At 65.3% G+C, this 17912-nt stretch carries 15 protein-coding genes and 1 other RNA gene; 1 reads left to right on the top strand and 15 read right to left on the bottom strand.

The genetic code is table 11. From position 1 onward, the window contains the following. Position 1: 1 nt before the first annotated feature. The 3 genes from A7D16_RS19880 to prfB form a co-directional block, all read right to left on the bottom strand. On the bottom strand, positions 2–1138 hold the full coding sequence (locus A7D16_RS19880) for an HD-GYP domain-containing protein (protein WP_064634944.1): 1137 nt from the start codon (positions 1136–1138) through the stop codon (positions 2–4). A 138-nt stretch (positions 1139–1276) separates the two neighbouring features. Next, positions 1277–2794 (bottom strand): lysine--tRNA ligase, encoded by a 1518-nt coding sequence (gene lysS / locus A7D16_RS19885; protein ID WP_064634945.1) that lies wholly within the window; start codon positions 2792–2794, stop codon positions 1277–1279. 196 nt (positions 2795–2990) lie between these two features. Beyond that, a protein-coding gene (gene prfB / locus A7D16_RS19890; protein ID WP_116905497.1) for a peptide chain release factor 2 occupies positions 2991–4116 on the bottom strand; the annotation gives its coding sequence in 2 pieces (ribosomal slippage) (positions 2991–4040 and positions 4042–4116; 1125 coding nt in all). 450 nt (positions 4117–4566) lie between these two features. Between prfB and A7D16_RS19895 the strand changes: the two genes are divergently transcribed. Then, the gene (locus A7D16_RS19895) at positions 4567–5601 is read left to right on the top strand and encodes a DUF1176 domain-containing protein (protein WP_064634946.1); all 1035 of its coding nucleotides are present in this window, start codon (positions 4567–4569) and stop codon (positions 5599–5601) included. 101 nt (positions 5602–5702) lie between these two features. On the opposite strand, the gene recJ is transcribed toward A7D16_RS19895, so the two are convergent. From recJ to A7D16_RS19955, 12 genes are all read right to left on the bottom strand, one after another. After that, on the bottom strand, positions 5703–7442 hold the full coding sequence (gene recJ, locus A7D16_RS19900) for a single-stranded-DNA-specific exonuclease RecJ (protein WP_064634947.1): 1740 nt from the start codon (positions 7440–7442) through the stop codon (positions 5703–5705). After that, on the bottom strand, positions 7439–8359 hold the full coding sequence (locus tag A7D16_RS19905; protein ID WP_064634948.1) for a hypothetical protein: 921 nt from the start codon (positions 8357–8359) through the stop codon (positions 7439–7441). The genes recJ and A7D16_RS19905 overlap by 4 nt, the downstream gene beginning before the upstream one ends. A 16-nt stretch (positions 8360–8375) precedes the next feature. Beyond that, positions 8376–8840, bottom strand: a complete 465-nt coding sequence (greA, locus tag A7D16_RS19910) for a transcription elongation factor GreA (RefSeq protein ID WP_181920506.1) — start codon at positions 8838–8840, stop codon at positions 8376–8378. A gap of 8 nt (positions 8841–8848) precedes the next feature. Further along, a complete protein-coding gene (gene carB / locus A7D16_RS19915) occupies positions 8849–12091 on the bottom strand; it encodes a carbamoyl-phosphate synthase large subunit (RefSeq protein WP_064634950.1) in 3243 nt (1080 codons plus the stop codon). Between the two features lies 1 nt (position 12092). Then, positions 12093–12497, bottom strand: coding sequence for a four helix bundle protein (locus tag A7D16_RS19920; protein ID WP_082925899.1), 405 nt, complete (start codon positions 12495–12497; stop codon positions 12093–12095). Next, positions 12494–13648 (bottom strand): glutamine-hydrolyzing carbamoyl-phosphate synthase small subunit, encoded by a 1155-nt coding sequence (carA, locus tag A7D16_RS19925; protein WP_064634952.1) that lies wholly within the window; start codon positions 13646–13648, stop codon positions 12494–12496. The genes A7D16_RS19920 and carA overlap by 4 nt, the downstream gene beginning before the upstream one ends. A 239-nt stretch (positions 13649–13887) precedes the next feature. Next, on the bottom strand, positions 13888–14604 hold the full coding sequence (gene dapB / locus A7D16_RS19930) for a 4-hydroxy-tetrahydrodipicolinate reductase (RefSeq protein ID WP_064634953.1): 717 nt from the start codon (positions 14602–14604) through the stop codon (positions 13888–13890). A 345-nt stretch (positions 14605–14949) separates the two neighbouring features. Next, positions 14950–15669, bottom strand: a complete 720-nt coding sequence (locus A7D16_RS19935; RefSeq protein ID WP_064634954.1) for an MOSC domain-containing protein — start codon at positions 15667–15669, stop codon at positions 14950–14952. Then, positions 15666–16868, bottom strand: coding sequence for an aminotransferase-like domain-containing protein (locus tag A7D16_RS19940; protein ID WP_064634955.1), 1203 nt, complete (start codon positions 16866–16868; stop codon positions 15666–15668). Before A7D16_RS19940 ends, A7D16_RS19935 begins: the two co-directional genes overlap by 4 nt. 76 nt (positions 16869–16944) lie before the next feature. After that, positions 16945–17021, bottom strand: a non-coding RNA gene (locus A7D16_RS19945) — sX9 sRNA. Between the two features lie 76 nt (positions 17022–17097). Next, positions 17098–17598, bottom strand: coding sequence for a hypothetical protein (locus A7D16_RS19950; RefSeq protein ID WP_064634956.1), 501 nt, complete (start codon positions 17596–17598; stop codon positions 17098–17100). 59 nt (positions 17599–17657) lie between these two features. Further along, on the bottom strand, positions 17658–17912 hold the full coding sequence (locus tag A7D16_RS19955; RefSeq protein ID WP_064634957.1) for a DUF6587 family protein: 255 nt from the start codon (positions 17910–17912) through the stop codon (positions 17658–17660).

The following is a 17912-nucleotide window of genomic DNA, read 5'->3' on the forward strand; positions in this document are numbered from 1 at the left end:
CTCACACCCCGGGTCGTGCCGATGCGGTCGAGAACTCGCCGCAGATCTGATCCAGCTGCGCGCGACCACGCAGCAACGCATCCACGCAGCGCGGGTCGAACAGGCGGCCACGTTGGGCGTACAGATAGGCCAGCGCAGCGTCCATGGTCCAGGCTTCCTTGTACGGGCGCTGCGACAGCAGCGCGTCGAAGACGTCGGCCACCGCCACGATGCGCGCTTCCAGCGGAATCGCCTCTCCCACCAGTCCGTCCGGGTAGCCGGTGCCGTCGTAGCGTTCGTGGTGACGCAGCGCGATCAGCGCGCCGACCTGGATGAAGCGGTTCTGGCTGCCGCTGAGCAGCTCGTAGCCGATGCGCGGATGGCGCTTCATGATGCTCATCTCGTCGTCGGTGAGCTTGCCCGGCTTGAGCAGCACCGCATCGGGAATGGCGATCTTGCCCATGTCGTGCAGCGGTGCGGCCATCTCGATGATGCGCACCTCTTCTTCCGAGAGGCCCAGTTGCTCGGCAATCAGCCCGGCCACGTGCGACATGCGCTCCAGGAATGCGCTGGTGCCCGAATCGCGATACTCGATGGCGCGCGCCAGCCGCGACAAGGTTTCGCGTTCGCGCTCTTCGACCTCGTTCATGCTGGCCAGCAGGCGTTGTTCCAGCGACAACGCGCGTTGCTTGACGCTTTCGCTCTGCTGACGCAGCTGCAGCAAATTGGAGCAGCGCGCGCGCAATTCGCGCGGGCGGATCGGCTTGACCAGGAAATCGATCACCCCGGCTTCCAGTGCTGCCTGACGAATCGGTTCGTCGCCGACGATGGTGATCAGGATGATCGGAATATCGCGGTGACTGGGCAGCCGACGTAGCCGACGCGCGAATTCCAGACCGTCCATGCCGGGCATGCGGTAATCGAGCAGCAACAGATCCACGCGCCCGGCTTCGCACCAGGCCAGGGCGTCGAGCGGATCGCCGAAATCGTAGACCTTCAGTTCCGGCGCGATGTCTTCGATGACATGGCGCAGCATCGTCCGCGCGGACATCTGGTCATCGACAATGACGATGTTCAATCCCAGATCCGCCTTTTCCGCCCAGCTACCCCATGTATCCGTCGACACCATGCCGCCCGGACTCCCTAAAACATCCTGCATAGCCGTTGCTCCTCTATCTCGAGAACGGAAAAGCGATGACGCCGGCCGCTGGCCGACTCCCCCGAACGATACGCTGTTCGAGGCTCCGCCCTAGCATATGCAGTATCTGTGCCGTCGGCGCACCGACGGCACAAAAAATCAGGCTTCCGGACGCATATACGGGAACAGCAGGACGTCGCGGATCGAGGTGCTGCCGGTCAGCAGCATCACCAGACGATCGATCCCGATGCCCAGGCCGCCGGTCGGCGCCATCCCGTACTCCAACGCACGGATGTAGTCGGCGTCGAAATGCATGGCTTCGTCGTCGCCGCCGTCCTTGGCCTGCACCTGCGCCTGGAAGCGTGCGGCCTGGTCTTCGGGGTCATTGAGCTCGGAGAAGCCGTTGGCCAGCTCCTTGCCATTGATGAAAAGCTCGAAGCGATCGGTGTAACCCGGGTCGGTGTCGCTGGCACGCGCTAGCGGCGACACCTCGACCGGATGGTCGGTAATGAAGGTCGGCTGCACCAGGGTGTGTTCCACCGTGGCTTCGAAAATTTCCAGCAGCAGCTTGCCCCAGCCGTAAGACGGCTTGACGCGGATCTTCAAGCGCTCGCAGTGCCGCAGCAGCGCAGCGCGGTCGGTGCAATCGGCCGCGCTGATTTCCGGATTGTGGTGACGAACGGCCTCATCCATGCGCCAGCGCCGGAAAGCCGGCGCCAAATCGATGTCGGCCCCGTCCCAGCTGACCTGGGTGGTGCCCAACACGGTCTGCGCGGTGTCGCGGATGACCTGCTCGGTCAGGTCCATGATCTCGTGGTACGTGGCATAGGCCTCGTAGAGCTCGAGCATGGTGAATTCGGGGTTGTGCCGGGTCGACACGCCTTCGTTGCGGAAATTGCGGTTGATCTCGTAGACGCGCTCCAGGCCACCGACCACCAGGCGCTTGAGATACAGCTCCGGGGCCACGCGCAGGTACAGATCCAGATCCAGCGCGTTGTGGTGGGTGGTAAACGGCTTGGCGGTGGCACCGCCGGGGATGTAATGCATCATCGGCGTTTCCACTTCCAGGAAACGGCGCGCGTCCAGCCAGGCGCGCATGGCGCGGATGATCTTGGAGCGCTTGATGAAGACCTCGCGCGCTTCCGGGGTGACGATCAGGTCGACGTAACGCTGGCGGTAGCGCTGCTCCACGTCCGACAGGCCGTGCCACTTGTCCGGCAGCGGGCGCAGCGACTTGGTCAGCAGGCGCAACGCGGTAGCCTTGACCGACAGCTCGCCGGTCTTGGTGCGGGTGAGCCCGCCCTCCACCGCCACGATGTCGCCGACATCCCAGCCCTTGAACGCGGTGTAGGCATCGCCGAGCACATTGCCCTGCAGGAACAGCTGCACGCGCCCGGATTCGTCCTGGATCTGCGCAAAGCTGGCCTTGCCCATCACCCGCTTGGCCATCAGGCGGCCTGCCATTTTGACCGTGCGCCCGCTGGCCTCCAGCGCTTCGGAGCTCCAGGTCTGCGCATCGGCGAATTCGGCCTGCAGATCGCCGGCGAAGTGCTCGCGTACGAAGTCGTTCGGGTAGGCGATGCCCTGGCCGCGCAACGCGCCCAGTTTCGCGCGACGCTCGGCGATGAGGCTGTTCTCGTCGGCGGGGATCTGCGGCGCGGGGGTCTGTTCGGTCATGGCGGGAATCGGTCTGCGATAGGTCGGGCGCGTGCCCGGTAGGGAGTGAGAGACCGGCAGCGCCGGACTCTCTTACATTGACGGTGTCGCGCGTAAGCCGCCCGAGCTCGTCCTGCTGCCACAACGCGAGCCGGCGCTTCGGTGCGTGGCTAGCGTGGTGCGAGGCCGTCGCATCCGCTGCGACCTCGCCCTGCGGTCAAGCATCCAGGCGTTTGGAGCCTGCCGCCAGACCCGCCTTCAGGCTGGCCTGGACGAATTCGTCCAGATCGCCATCCAGCACTTTTTGCGTGTCGCTGCGTTCGATGCCGGTGCGCAGATCCTTGATGCGGCTTTGATCGAGCACGTAATTGCGGATCTGGCTGCCCCAGCCGATGTCGGACTTGGTGGCTTCCAGTGCGTCGCGCTCGACATTGCGCTTCTGCACTTCCAGCTCGTACAACTTGGCGGCCAGCATCTTCATCGCGTTGTCGCGGTTCTGGTGCTGGCTGCGGCCGGTCTGGCAGGCGACCACGGTGTTGGTCGGGATGTGGGTGATACGCACCGCCGATTCGGTCTTGTTGACGTGCTGACCACCGGCACCCGAGGAGCGATACACGTCGGTGCGCAGATCGGCCGGGTTGATGTCGATCTCGATGTTGTCGTCCACTTCCGGCGACACGAACACCGAGGTGAAGCTGGTATGCCGGCGGTTGTCCGAGTCGAACGGCGACTTGCGCACCAGCCGGTGCACGCCGATCTCGGTCTTCAACCAGCCGTAGGCGTACTCGCCTTCGATACGGATGGTGGCCGACTTGATCCCCGCGACTTCGCCGCCGGACACTTCCATCAACTCGGTTTTCCAGCCGCGCGATTCGGCCCAGCGCAGATACATGCGCAGCAGGATTTCGGCCCAGTCCTGCGCCTCGGTGCCGCCGGCGCCTGCCTGGATGTCCACGAACGCGTTGGCGCCGTCCATCTGGCCGGAGAACATGCGCTGGAATTCCAGCTTTTCGACATGGGCCTGGTACTTGTCCAGATCGGCGATCACCGCCACCGCGGTGTCTTCGTCCTGTTCGCTCTCGGCCAGCTCCAGCAGATCGCCGGCATCGGCCAGGCCGGCCAGCACATCGGCGATGCCGATGACGGTCTTTTCCAGCATCGAACGCTCGCGGCCCAGGGCCTGCGCGCGCTCGGCGTCGTTCCACACATCGGGATTTTCAAGCTCCCGGGTGACTTCTTCTAGGCGCTCTCTCTTGACGTCGTAGTCAAAGATACCCCCTGAGCGAGAGCACGCGATCGCTGAGATCGGTGATGCGCTGGCGGATCGGATTTGTTTCGATCATGACGGACTTCCGGCAAACAAGCTGGCTAGTTTAGCAAGCGGGCCGCATGCGCGGAACGCGCGCGGGGAAGACCCGGGACTGGCAATGACCAGCGCTGCGACAGCGCTGCCGGTGGAACCGGCCGGTATCCAGCCAGGGCTCCGAAAAGCCCTGTACCAAGACCCGGCCGCGGGCAGAGCCCGATGCTTCCAACCGCGCCCCGCAAGCATCAGGTGCAACAGCATTTCTGCTCACTGTTGTCATTTAGTAAAGCCCGCTCCAGCCTGAATCACCAGCGGCGGGATCGCCTGGACGGACATGATTTCGCAAGGCAAGGACGGCGACGATAAATGCCCCGTGCATCGAACTGAACGGCTCCAGACGTCTGCTGGAAAGCAGTGCGAAACCAGGTAGACGGAGTTGGAAACGAACGCTCAAGATAGCGTCTCGATACCCCCTGGAAGATCAAAAATGCGCATCAAACTTATCGCCGCCGCACTGATACTCTCGCCTGGCGCGGCGCTTGCCGCAGCCTCCGCAGGCGGTGTCGAGTTCAGTCACAAGGACTGGACGATCGCCTGCGACAACACCCGTACCTGCCGTGCCGCCGGCTACCAGCCAGAGGAAACCGAACCGGCAGTTTCGGTGCTGCTGACCCGCAAGGCAGGAGCAGCGCAACCGGTGACGGCGCAACTCAAACTCGGTCAGCTCAAACAGGCTGCTGCTCCCTCCACCCTGACATTGTCCATCGGCACACGCGATCTCGGCCGCCTGAATCTGCAAGGCACGACAGGCAGCGCCACGCTGAGCGCTGCCCAGACCAGCGCACTGCTGGCTGCACTGACCGGTAAGAGCGTAGCGATCGCGGCGGTCGGTAACGACGGTCGCCGTTGGCAGCTCTCCGATCAGGGCGCCAGCGCCGTGCTGCTCAAGATGGATGAGTTTCAGGGTCGCCTGGGCACCCGCGGCGCTCTGATCCGCAAAGGCAATGGCAATGAATCGGCCGTCTTGCCGGCGCTTGCGGCTCCACAGGTACAGGTGGCTAAGCTCGCTGCCGCGCAGCCCGGCGATGCCAAGCTGGCGCGTCTGCCGGCGCTGTATGCCGCGCTGAAAACCGCTCTTCCCGCCAATGAGCAGTGCCAGGCGCTGGAGCAAGGCGGTGCGCAGGAGCCGCTGAACATCACGCGCCTCAGCAACGACAAGCTGCTGGTCTCGGCCGCCTGCACGCTGGGCGCCTACAACCTCGGCATGGGGTATTGGGTAGTCAACGCGCGCGCGCCCTTCGCACCTGTGCTGGTGACCATGGAGGGCACCGAGTTGAGCGGGTCGACCATCCGCTCGTCGCAGAAGGGACGTGGCCTGGGAGATTGCTCGGTTGATGCCAGCTGGAGCTGGACAGGACAGCGCTTCGTGCAGACCGCCAAGTCCAATTCCGGCCTGTGCCGCGAGATCGCCGCCGGCGGTGCCTGGCAGCTACCCACGCTGGTGACGGCAGTCAAGAAGTAACAGAGCGATTACTGGACAACTGCGGGCACCACTGTGCGCCCGCAGCCATTTGCACCAACGGAACGGATCAGCGCCGGCAAGCCGGTCGCCGCACGTTCAACTCAGGCCGCATCCATCGCCGGCTCGCAATGCTCGACGATCAGCTGCACCGCCGTGCCGCCGCGATAGTCGTCGGCGACCAGGCGATAGGCCAACCGCACCATCCGGCCGGGCTCGCTGCCGTGCCAGCCGTTGAAGTGGATGGCATTGAGCGGCTCGGCGCGTCCGGCGCACCGCAAGGTCAGCTTGAGATGGCGCTCCTTGAGCACGCGGTACTGCAACACTTCGAACTGACCGTCGAACAGCGGCTCGGGAAAACCCTGCCCCCACGGCCCGGCCACGCGTAGCGCTTCGGCGTGCACGTGGTCGAGTTCGTGCGCGGCCAGTTCGCCGTCGCTGTGCAATTCGGCATGCAGCAGCGAGGCGTCCACCATCGCCGTCACCTGCGCCTGGAAGGCCTGCTCGAACGTGGCCAACGCCGCGTGATCGATGCTCAAGCCGGCGGCCATCGCATGCCCACCGAATTTCTGGATCAAGCCGGGATGGCGCGCGTCCACCGCCGCCAGCACATCGCGGATATGCAGGCCTGGAATCGAGCGCGCCGAGCCGCGCAACAGGGTGCTACCCGGCTCCGCGGGCGCCAGCGCGATCACCGGACGGTGCAGGCGGTCCTTGAGTTTGGAGGCGACCAGACCGATCACGCCCGGGTGCCATTCGGCATCGAACAGGCAGGCAGCCATCGGCAAGGCGCCATCGGCATCCAGCACCACCTTGGTCACGGCTTGCTCGGCATCGTCGGTCATCAACTGCTGCACCGCGCGGCGCTCGGCATTGATCTCTTCCAGCGTGCCGGCAATCTCGCGCGCCTGGCTCCAGTCTTCGCTGAGCAACAACTCGATGCCCAGTGCCATGTCCTCGAGCCGACCGGCCGCATTGAGACGTGGCCCGAGCGCAAACCCGATATCGCTGGCGCTCAGCCGCGCCACATCGCGGCCGCTGGCATCGATCAGGGCGCGCAAGCCGATACAGCCCTTGCCCTCACGCAGGCGGCGCAAGCCGGCCGACACCAGCGCACGGTTGTTGGTATCCAGCGGCACCAGATCGGCGACGGTGCCGACCGCGACCAGATCCAGCAACACCGACAGATCCGGCTCGGCGCGCTCGGCAAAGGCGCCGCGTGCGCGCAACACGCCACGCAACGCCAGCAACACGTAGAAGATCACGCCAACCCCGGCCAGCGTCTTGCTGGGGAACGTGTCCTGGGCCAGATTCGGGTCGACGATCGCATCGGCCGGCGGCAGCACCTCGCCCGGCAGGTGGTGGTCGGTGACCAGTACGGTCCAGCCACGCGCCTTGGCTGCGGCCACACCGGCATGGCAGGCGATGCCGTGATCGACGGTGACCAGCACATCCGGCTGCAACGCCGCCAGTTCGTCGACCAATGCGGGCGACAGGCCATAGCCATGCACCATGCGATTGGGCACGGCGTGGTGCACATCCAGCGCGCCGAGCATGCGCAAGCCGCGCACACCCACCGCGCAGGCGGTGGCGCCATCGCAGTCGAAATCGCCCACCACCAGGATGCGCCGTTGCTGGGCGATCGCATCGGCCAGTAGCTCGGCGGCCACACCGCTGTTGTGCAGCAGTTCCGGTGACAACAACTGGCCCAGCCGCGGTTGCGCGCCTTGCGCATCGGTGACCCCGCGCGCGGCATAGATCCGGCGCAGCAGCGGCAACATGGTATCGGGCCAACTGCCGGCCTGCCCGGAAGGGCGCCGGACGATCCGCGGAGGCGAACTCATTGCGCCAGCTGTACCCGTGGCTTGCGCCAGAAACGCCAGCGTTGCGCATGCGTGAGCGACACGCTGTCGCCGTCCTGGAAATCCAGCACCAGCCGATCCAGCTCGCCGCGCGCCATTGCCGCCAGCAACGGCGCCACCGCGTCCTCGCTGAACTGCTGCAATGAACGCAGATGGCGCAGGTCCACCAGCGCATCCACGCGCTGTTCGCCCTGCGCGTCGGCACCTGCCGCCAGCGCCAGCGCACGCAGCAGCGATTCGCGGCTGCGCACCTGGCGATGCGGCGATGTCACCGCATGCGGCAACACGCCGCCACCCCAGAACCACACCGAATTGATCGCCGGTTTACCGCTGGCCACGCGGCCTTCGTTCCAGGGATGTTGATGCAGCAGCACCTGCGCTTCGGTCAGCAAGGCACGCCAGCGGCGGCCACTGTCGCCGGCCGGCAAATGCTCGAACAGATCGTCGCCAATGGCGACATCCGGCGGCGCAAACTCCGGCAACTTCGCATCCGGCGACAAACGCAGATACCAGCGCGCTGGCGTGGGCGCATCCAGCAGGAATCCTGCATCGCCGAACATCGGCTTGAGGATCGGCAGCAGTACCGCCAGATCCTCGGCGGTGGGGCCAAGCGCCTCGCCGTAGCCCATCAGCCGCGCGCCCTGCATGTCCGGCACCACATAGGCCGGGTCGGCACGCACCCAGGTCGCGCCAGCGGCATCGCCGGCATCCAGCTGCCGGGTCAACGCGGCCACCGGCCAGTGCGTCGGCGTCAGGCTGAAATGGCGCTGCAATTGCGCCACTTCGCCCGCCTCGGCGGGGTGCTGGTCGGCGCGTGCGAGCGCACGCGCCACCGCCGTGTCGCCCAGGGTTCCGGGCAGACGGCGTTTTTCCGGCAGCAGCAGCGTGGCGGTGGTCATCGCGCGGTGGTGCCGGTCAATCCAGGTAGGCCACGCTGACGACTTCGTACTCGCGCTGGCCGGCCGGCGCGTCGATGGTGACCGAGTCGCCTTCCAGCTTGCCGATCAGCGCACGCGCCAGCGGCGAAGAAATCGCGATCAGGCCCATCTTGATGTCCGCTTCCAGATCGCCAACGATCTGGTAGCGCTTCTCTTCGTCGGTCTCGGTGTCTGCCAGCGTCACCGTGGCGCCGAACACGATCTTGGTGCCGGCCGACAGCTTGGTGATGTCGATGATCTCGGCATGCGAGAGCTCGCCTTCCAGCTGCTTGATGCGGCCTTCGATGAAGCTCTGCTGCTCGCGCGCGGCGTGATACTCGGCGTTTTCCTTCAGGTCGCCGTGCGCACGCGCTTCGGCAATCGCATTGATCACCTCCGGACGCTTGACCGACTTCAGCTGGTCCAGCTCTTCGCGCAGGCGCAGCGCGCCCTTGGATGTCATGGGTGCTCTCATGCTTGAAGCTCCTTGTGCAGTTCCTGCAGCGACCACACGGGGCCGGTGCCGCGGAATTCCAGCGAATGCACCAGCGCCCTGGCGCCGGCGACAGTGGTCGAATAGGTCACGCGATGCTGCAACGCTTCACGCCGGATCGAGAACGAATCAGAGATGGCGGCGCGACCTTCGGTGGTGTTGACGATATAGACGATCTCGCCGTTCTTGATCGAATCGACGATATGCGGGCGGCCTTCGGCCACCTTGTTGACGATTTCGCAGGTCAGGCCGTTCTGCTGCAGCCAGGCACCGGTGCCGCGCGTGGCGACCAGCGTATAGCCACGCTCCACCAACGCCTGTGCAACCGGCAGCACGCGCTGCTTGTCCGGGTCGCGCACCGACACGAACGCCTTGCCCACCGGCGGGGCCTTGATGCCGCCGGCTTCCTGCGCGCGTGCGAAGGCGGCACTGAAGCTGCGGCCCACGCCCATCACCTCACCGGTGGAGCGCATCTCCGGCCCGAGGATCGGGTCCACGCCCTGGAACTTGGCGAACGGGAAGATCGCCTCTTTCACCGAGTAGTAGTCCGGCACGATTTCCTTGGTGGCGCCCTGCTCGGCCAGCGTCTTGCCGGCCATGCAGCGTGCGGCGATCTTGGCCAGCGGGATGCCGATGGCCTTGGACACGAACGGCACGGTGCGCGAAGCACGCGGGTTCACTTCCAGCAGGAACACCACATCGTCGCCGGCTTCATCGACCTGCACCGCGAACTGGGTGTTCATCAGGCCGACCACGTTCAAGCCTTCGGCCAGCATCACCACCTGGCGACGCAGCTCGGCCTGGGTCTTGGGCGAGAGCGAATACGGCGGCAGCGAGCACGACGAATCGCCCGAATGCACGCCGGCTTCTTCGATGTGCTCCATCAAGCCGCCGATCAGCACGTTGCCGTCCTTGTCGGCAATGATGTCCACGTCCACTTCCACCGCATTGTCGAGGAAGCGGTCCAGCAGCACCGGCGAATCGTTGGAGACCTTCACTGCATCGCGCACGTAACGCGCCAGATCGGATTCGCCGTACACGATTTCCATCGCGCGGCCGCCCAGCACATAGCTCGGGCGCACCACCAGCGGGTAGCCGATTTCGCGCGCCAGCACCAAGGCTTCTTCGGCATTGCGCGCGATGCGGTTCGGCGGTTGCTTCAGGCCCAGCTTATCGACCAACTGCTGGAAACGCTCGCGGTCTTCGGCCAGATCGATCGAATCCGGCGAGGTGCCGATCACCGGCACGCCGTTGGCTTCCAGCGCACGCGCCAGCTTCAGCGGGGTCTGCCCGCCGTACTGCACGATCACGCCCTTGGGCTGTTCCAGCTCGACGATTTCCAGCACGTCTTCCAGCGTCAGCGGCTCGAAGTACAGACGGTCGGAGGTGTCGTAGTCGGTGGAGACGGTTTCCGGGTTGCAGTTGACCATGATGGTCTCGTAGCCGTCATCGCGCAGCGCCAGCGCCGCATGCACGCAGCAGTAGTCGAACTCGATGCCCTGGCCGATGCGGTTGGGGCCACCACCCAGGATCATGATCTTGTCGCGGTCGGTCGGCAGCGCTTCGCATTCGTCCTCGTAGGTCGAATACAGGTACGCGGTGCTGGTGGAGAATTCCGCCGCGCACGAGTCAACGCGCTTGTAGACCGGGCGAACTTTGAGCGCGCGGCGCAGCGTGCGCACCGATTCTTCGTTGCTGCCGATCAGCTGGGCCAGGCGCGCATCGGAAAAACCGGCGCGCTTGAGCATGCGCAGACGCGGCGCATCCAATGCGGCCATGCCATCGTCGGCCAGCTGCTGCTCATGGCTGATGAGCTCTTCGATCTGATCCAGGAACCAGGGGTCGATGAACGACAGCGCATACACCTCGTCCACGGTCATGCCGGCGCGGAATGCATCGGCGACATAGAACAGACGCTCCGGGCCCGGCGCCTTGAGCTCGCGCTTGAGCGCGGCGATGTCGTCTTCGCTGCTCAGATCCAGACCGGTCGGGTCCAGGCCGATCTTGCCGGTTTCCAGGCCGCGCAGCGCTTTCTGCAGCGACTCCTGGAAGGTGCGGCCCATCGCCATCACCTCGCCCACCGACTTCATCTGCGTGGTCAGGCGTGCGTCGGCCTGCGGGAACTTCTCGAAGGCGAAGCGCGGAATCTTGGTGACCACATAATCGATCGACGGTTCGAACGACGCCGGGGTCAGGCCGCCGGTGATTTCGTTCTTCAATTCGTCCAGCGTGTAGCCCACCGCCAGCTTGGCGGCGACCTTGGCGATCGGGAAGCCGGTGGCCTTGGAGGCCAGCGCCGACGAACGCGACACGCGCGGGTTCATTTCGATGACGACAACGCGGCCATTGGTCGGGCTGATGCCGAACTGCACGTTGGAGCCGCCGGTGTCCACACCGATCTTGCGCAGCACCGCGATCGAGGCATCGCGCAGGCGCTGATATTCCTTGTCGGTGAGCGTCTGCGCCGGCGCCACGGTGATCGAGTCGCCGGTGTGCACGCCCATCGGGTCGAGGTTTTCGATGGCGCACACGATGATGCAGTTGTCCGCGGTATCGCGCACCACTTCCATCTCGAATTCCTTCCAGCCCAGCACCGACTCTTCCACCAGCACTTCGGTGGTCGGCGACAGCTCCAGGCCGCGCCCGACGATCTCGATCAGCTCTTCGCGGTTGTAGGCGATGCCGCCGCCGCTGCCGCCCAGGGTGAAGCTGGGGCGGATGATGGTCGGGTAGCCGACGCGGGTCTGGATATCCAGCGCTTCTTCCAGCGTGTGCGCCACTTCGGCGCGAGGGCAATCCAGGCCGATCTCGCCCATCGCCACGCGGAACAGCTCGCGGTCTTCGGCCATGCGGATCGCTTCGCGCTTGGCGCCGATCAGTTCGACGTTGTAGTTCTCCAGCACGCCGTGATCGGCCAGATCCAGCGCGCAATTCAGAGCGGTCTGCCCGCCCATGGTCGGCAGCAGGGCGTCGGGCTTTTCCTTGGCGATGATCTTTTCGACCGTCTGCCAGTTGATCGGCTCGATGTACACGGCGTCGGCCATGTTCGGGTCGGTCATGATGGTGGCCGGATTGCTGTTGACCAGCACCACGCGGTAGCCCTCGTCGCGCAGCGCCTTGCACGCCTGCGCGCCTGAGTAATCGAACTCGCAGGCCTGGCCGATGACGATCGGGCCAGCGCCGATGATGAGGATGGTTTTAAGGTCTGTACGCTTTGGCATTTCAGCTCCGGGACCGGGGACCGGGGAACGGGGACCCGGACTCCAACTTCTGATTGAGTGAGTAGTGCAACTTGTGCAGCATTTTGCTGACACGCTCGGCGACATCCAGGACGATTTCGACCTGATGCGGCTCAGCCAGCGCGAGCTCTGAAGCAAGTGTCAACTGTGTTTGTAATTCTGCAACCGAACCACGCGCGATCGAAATAAATCGCGCATAGTCCTTGGTCGAACCGCGAGCATTTCCTTCGGCGATGTTGGAAGGCACCGAGACTGCAGCGCGCTGCAGCTGCGACGAAAGTCCATAACGTTCTTCACGCGGAAACGCGCCAGTCAGTTCGTAGACCATCTTCGCCAGCGTCATTGCAAGACGCCAGACTTCCAGTTCGCGGAAATGCGAAGGGCTCAAGCATTGCCACCCGGGTCCCTGGTCCCCGGTCCCCGGTCCCGCATCAGCGCGGTGAACCGATCAAACAACGGCCCCACGTCGCGCGGGCCCGGCGAGGCTTCCGGGTGGCCCTGGAACGAGAACGCCGGTGCGTCGGTCAGTGCGATGCCCTGGTTGGTGCCATCGAACAGCGAACGATGGGTCACCCGCACATTGGCCGGCAGCGTGGTCTCGTCCACCGCAAAGCCGTGATTTTGCGAAGTAATCATCACCCGCCCGCCGTCCAGATCCTGCACGGGATGGTTGGCACCATGGTGACCGGTGGCCATCTTCACCGTCTTCGCGCCAGCGGCCAGCGCCAGCAACTGATGGCCCAGACAGATGCCGAAGGTCGGCACCTGCTTGGCGATCAATTCCTTGATCGCGTCAATGGCGTAATCGCAGGGTTCCGGATCGCCCGGGCCGTTGGACAGGAACACGCCGTCGGGCTGCATCGCCAGCACTTCGGCCACCGGCGTGCGGGCCGGCACCACGGTGACGTCGCAACCACGATCGGCCAGCATGCGCAGGATGTTGAGTTTCACGCCATAGTCATACGCCACGACTTTGTGCTTCAACTCGGCGCGTACGAAGGTGTCGGAATTGAGATCCAGCGAGCCTTCCTGCCAGCTGTAGTTGCTCTCGGTCGAGACCACCTTGGCCAGATCCATGCCCTTCAGGCCGGGGAAGTTGCGCGCGGCTTCCAGCGCCTTGTCGACATCGATCTCGCCGGCCATCAGCGCACCGTTCTGAGCGCCCTTCTGGCGCAGCAGGCGGGTCAGCTTGCGGGTGTCGATGCCGGAAATGGCGACGACACCGCGGGCCTGCAGCCATTCCGGCAAGGCCACCTGGCTGCGCCAGTTGCTGGGACGACGCGGCACATCGCGCACGATCAGGCCGGCGGCCCAGATCTTGCGGGCTTCGTCGTCCTGGTCGGTAAAGCCGGTGTTGCCGATATGCGGATAGGTCAGCGTGACCATCTGGCGGGCGTAGGAGGGATCGGTCAGGACTTCCTGATAGCCGGTCATGGCGGTGTTGAACACCACTTCACCGACGGAAAGCCCGTTGGCGCCTACGGATTCGCCCTCGAACACGGTGCCGTCTTCGAGGACAAGGATTGCGGGTTGGGTCACGTGGGGTCTCGCTCTGGCTGCCTGGGACTCCGATGCGCTTCCGGCCAAATTCCGGTTGCAGCAAAGCGCGGACGCGGTGCTGGGGACCGGTCCGACGCTGGTTCGGGCAAGCGAGAATTGTAAAGGCAAGTGCCCCGGCATGCCAGCCTGAAGAGCATGCGAAGCAGCACGGGTGTCGGCGCCGCGGCATGAATAGGCAGGCCACTGCGGCTGCCGTTCATGCGCGGTTGCGCGCCGGCTTACAACACCAGATCGCGCACGCGGTAGCTGCCGGCCGGCTTGCCGATCAGTCGTTTGGCCGCATGCAATGCGCCGCGCGCGAAGATGTCGCGATTGGTGGCGCGATGCACCAGCTCGACCCGCTCGCCCAGCCCGGTGAATTGCACGGTGTGTTCGCCGACGATGTCGCCGGCGCGCAGGCTGGCATAGCGCGGCTGCGCGCCACTGCCGGTGGCCGCCTCGCCTAGCGTCAACGCGGTGCCGGAAGGCGCGTCCTGCTTGTGCACGTGATGCGCTTCGATGATGTCGCAATCCCAACCCGGCAACGTGCCGGCGGCACGCTCCACCAGCTCGGTCAACACCGCAACACCGAGACTGAAGTTGGACGCCCACACCAATGGAATCTGCTGCGCGGCATCGCGCAGTGCTACGCGCTGCGCCTCGTCCAGCCCGGTGGTGCCGGACACCAGCGGCTTGCCGCGCTGCGCGCACAACGCCAGGATCGGTGCAAAGCCCTGCGGCAGGCTGAAGTCGATGGCCACATCGAACGCGGGCGCACCGCCGAGTTCGCTGGCGGCAAAGAACGGCACACCGTCGACCACCCGCTGCGAGGGCGAGCGGCCCACCACGGCGCCGACCACCTGCACGGCCTCGTCTTCGGCAGCCAATCGCAGCAACGCCTTGCCCATCCGCCCGGAGGCGCCGTGGATCAGAACTTTCACAGCAGAGGTTGTCATGGCGGCAGGCTGGCTTGGCGATGTGGGTGGTACACGATAGCCGGGATTGGGATTTGGGATTGGCGATTCGTCACTGCGGTGCCGCACTGCGCGCGTTGCACGGCAATGCGACTGCTCGCTTTCGAGGCTGGCGACGGGGCGTAGCGAACGGTTCTTGAAGAGGTAGCGACGAGCGGAGAGCAGCAGAAGCGATCGGCCGCTCTACGCGTGGCGATCGCAATGCAGCGTGCAGTCTTCACGCCAGCGTGAGCTGCGCCCGGCGCAAGCGCAGACACGTGCCGTACCAACCGACGTACGCAGCGAACACATCCGCCTGGCATTGCGCAGTAATTTTGTCAGCCGCGCTTAATCGCCGATACCGTCCAGGCGCTTGCTCCAGCTTTCCACTTCGCTGCGCTGCAGGCGGCGTTCGAACAGCGTGCGCCACGACGGCACCAGCGGCAGCTGCAAAACCGCAGTGACTGCTGCAACATCGACCTTGCGCGCGTACAACAGCTGTTGCAGGCGCGACAGCGTCCATTGCGGATGCGGTCGCGCCTGCAGGGTCAGCAGATCGCCGGCCGCAACGCTGCCCGGCTGCAGCACCCGGTAGTACCAGCCGGTGCGGCCGGTTTCCTGCACGCGCCGCGCCAGCTCACGCACACCGAACCTGTCCGACAGTTTCCAGCACGGTTGGCGCACCTGCGACACCTCCACCACTGCCGTGCCCAGGGCGAAGCGATCGCCCAGACAGACCTCGGCTTCGGTCAGGCCGACACTGCTGAGGTTTTCGCCAAAGGCGCCGGCAGCATCCAGCAACCCATGCGCGCCAAGTTCATCGCGCCAGGCTGCATAGTGATCGCGCGGGTAATGATGGATGGCCTTGTCCGGCCCGCCGTGCACGCGTCGGTCGCCCTGCGCGTCGCCTTGCAGGCCTTCCATGCCCACCTGCACCGCACCTTGCACTGCACGTTTGTCGATCGCGCTATGGCTACCTGGGCGGGTGAAACCGCGCACGCTGCCGATCGCCACGCTGTCGATCCTTACCGCAATCGGTGCGCCCTGTCCCGCCGTTGCCACTGTCACGCGCCCTGCCCCGGCAGCTCGGCCAGCGCCTCACGCAGCAGCTCGCCCAGGACCTGGATGCCTGCATCAATCTTCTCTGCGGGCACGGTGACGAACGACAGGCGTAGCGTATTGGTCTGCGGCAAGGTGGCAAAGAACGGCGCACCCGGCACGAACGCGACATTGCGTGCAATGGCCCGCGCCAGCAACGCGGTGCCGTCCAGCCCGGGCGGCAGGCTCACCCACAGGAACATCCCGCCTTCAGGACGGTTCCATTGCACCTGTTCTGGGAAATGCAGGTCCAGTGCCTCCAGCATCAGGCTGCACTGGCGTGCGTACAGAGCGCGGATCTGCGGAATATGGGTGTCGAGAAAGTCGTCCTGCAGCGTCTGGTACACCACGCGCTGGGTGAACGATGGGGTGTGCAGATCGGCGGCCTGCTTGGCCTGGATCAGTTTGCCCAGCACCGCTTCGGGCGCCACCACATAGCCCAGCCGCAGGCCGGGTGCGAGCACCTTGGAAAACGAGCCCATGTAGATGACGCCTTCCGGGTTCATCGACAGCAGGCTCGGTAGCGGCTGGCCGCTGTAGTACAGCTCGCCGTACGGGTCGTCTTCGACGATCGGCACACCCGCCTCGGCCGCGCGCGCCACCAACGCCTGGCGACGCGCCAGCGGCAGGCGCCGGCCGGTGGGGTTCTGGAAATTCGGCAGGCAGTACAGAAACCGCGCATCGGCCAGCAGTGACGGATCCAGCGCGTCCACCACCACGCCGTCCTCGTCCGACGGCATGCCGACGAATGCCGGCTGGAATAACGAAAACGCCTGGAGTGCACCCAGATAGCTCGGCGTTTCCACCAGCACCTTGCTGCCTTCGTCGATGAAGACCTTGCCGAGCAGGTCCAGGCCCTGTTGCGAGCCGGTGGTGATCAGCACCTGGCTGGGCCGGATGCTGGCGCCATCGCGGCTCAAGCGCGCGGCCACCCAGTCGCGCAGCGGCGCATAGCCTTCGGTGGGGCCGTATTGCAAGGCCGCCTGTGGCGCGTCGCGCAGCACCTGGTCGCTGGCCGCGCGCATGCGCTCCACCGGAAAGGTCGCTGGCGAGGGCAGACCGCCGGCGAAGGAAATGACCTCCGGCCGCTCGGTCACCTTGAGGATTTCGCGAATCGCCGAACTTGTCAGCGCCTGCGCACGTCGGGAGATCTGGAAGGAGGTCGTCATGCCGCAAGCATAGCGAACGCCAGTGGCGGTGGCGCTGTGCACTGCAACGACAGACCGCTCGCCACTTGCCGAGAGCGGCGAACAAAATGGAGCGAGCCGTCGCCAGGCGGGTGTGGACGGCGCGCTCAGAAGCGGCGTGTACGAGTGATACGTGCCACCTCAAGCATCGGCCGCGCCCGCCTGACGTGAGCGCAGTCGCTTTGTTCACCGCTCTTGGCGCGACGCCCGCCTACTGATACGCCGGGCCGACCCAGGCAGTGCCTTCGCTGCGTTCGATCAAGGTCTTCCAGCGTTTGCGGATCACCTTGTCGCGTGTGCGGAAGGTCATGCGCAGCCCGGGCAGACCGAGCGTGGCGCGTGTTTCGACCATCGCCGACTGCTCGTCTGCGGCAATGTCGATCTTGGTGATCGAATGCTTGTAGTCGATCAACTCTTCCGGATTGGCCACATGGCGCATCTGCCGCAGCACCTGCGCCCATTCGCCGTTGGACTTGCAATAGTTCTCGCGGGTGGTGGTCTGCCGCTGCTGATGCGAATCCATGCGGTACAGCACCACCATTTCGAAGTCGGGCGCGGTCATCGCGCAGAGCGCATCGCCATCCTGGCCCAGCATCGCCTTGTCGTGCGCGGCGTAGAAGTCGCGCACCTGCTTCTCGTCGAGCGCATTGCCACCGTAGTTATAGAAACCCGCAATGGCGGCCAACACCGCCAACAACACCAGCAAACGCATCACTGCCCCCTGTTTAGCCGCGTCCTGCGGCCGCGCAAGTGTAGCCGACGCTGCCGGGGTCAGTGGCGACGCGGCGGTGGCGGGCCGCAGCTGTCGCAACCGCCACACGCCGATGCGTTTTGTGTCGCCGGTGGTGCCACGCGACGCCCCAGCGCCTGCATCCATGCAGGCCGCCCGGTGCGCAGCAGCGCAAGCGCAAGCGCACCGCGTAAGTGGCGCAGGCTGCCGGGGAATTGTTTCTTCATCACCACCCACAGGCTGACCAGCACCGCGATGGCGATCACCAGGTATTGCAGCGTGAGCGAAAGCGTCAC

This window comes from Xanthomonas nasturtii, from assembly GCF_001660815.1.
GTDB lineage: Bacteria > Pseudomonadota > Gammaproteobacteria > Xanthomonadales > Xanthomonadaceae > Xanthomonas > Xanthomonas nasturtii.

Excerpts from the sequence above, each read along its gene's own strand:
- A7D16_RS19950 (WP_064634956.1), bottom strand. The coding sequence starts at position 17,598 with ATGCGTTTGCTGGTGTTGTTGGCGGTGTTGGCCGCCATTGCGGGTTTC.
- A7D16_RS19880 (WP_064634944.1), bottom strand. The coding sequence starts at position 1,138 with ATGCAGGATGTTTTAGGGAGTCCGGGCGGCATGGTGTCGACGGATACA.
- A7D16_RS19940 (WP_064634955.1), bottom strand. The coding sequence starts at position 16,868 with ATGACGACCTCCTTCCAGATCTCCCGACGTGCGCAGGCGCTGACAAGT.
- recJ (WP_064634947.1), bottom strand. The coding sequence starts at position 7,442 with ATGAGTTCGCCTCCGCGGATCGTCCGGCGCCCTTCCGGGCAGGCCGGC.
- dapB (WP_064634953.1), bottom strand. The coding sequence starts at position 14,604 with ATGACAACCTCTGCTGTGAAAGTTCTGATCCACGGCGCCTCCGGGCGG.
- A7D16_RS19905 (WP_064634948.1), bottom strand. The coding sequence starts at position 8,359 with ATGACCACCGCCACGCTGCTGCTGCCGGAAAAACGCCGTCTGCCCGGA.
- lysS (WP_064634945.1), bottom strand. The coding sequence starts at position 2,794 with ATGACCGAACAGACCCCCGCGCCGCAGATCCCCGCCGACGAGAACAGC.
- A7D16_RS19895 (WP_064634946.1), top strand. The coding sequence starts at position 4,567 with ATGCGCATCAAACTTATCGCCGCCGCACTGATACTCTCGCCTGGCGCG.
- greA (WP_181920506.1), bottom strand. The coding sequence starts at position 8,840 with ATGACATCCAAGGGCGCGCTGCGCCTGCGCGAAGAGCTGGACCAGCTG.
- carB (WP_064634950.1), bottom strand. The coding sequence starts at position 12,091 with ATGCCAAAGCGTACAGACCTTAAAACCATCCTCATCATCGGCGCTGGC.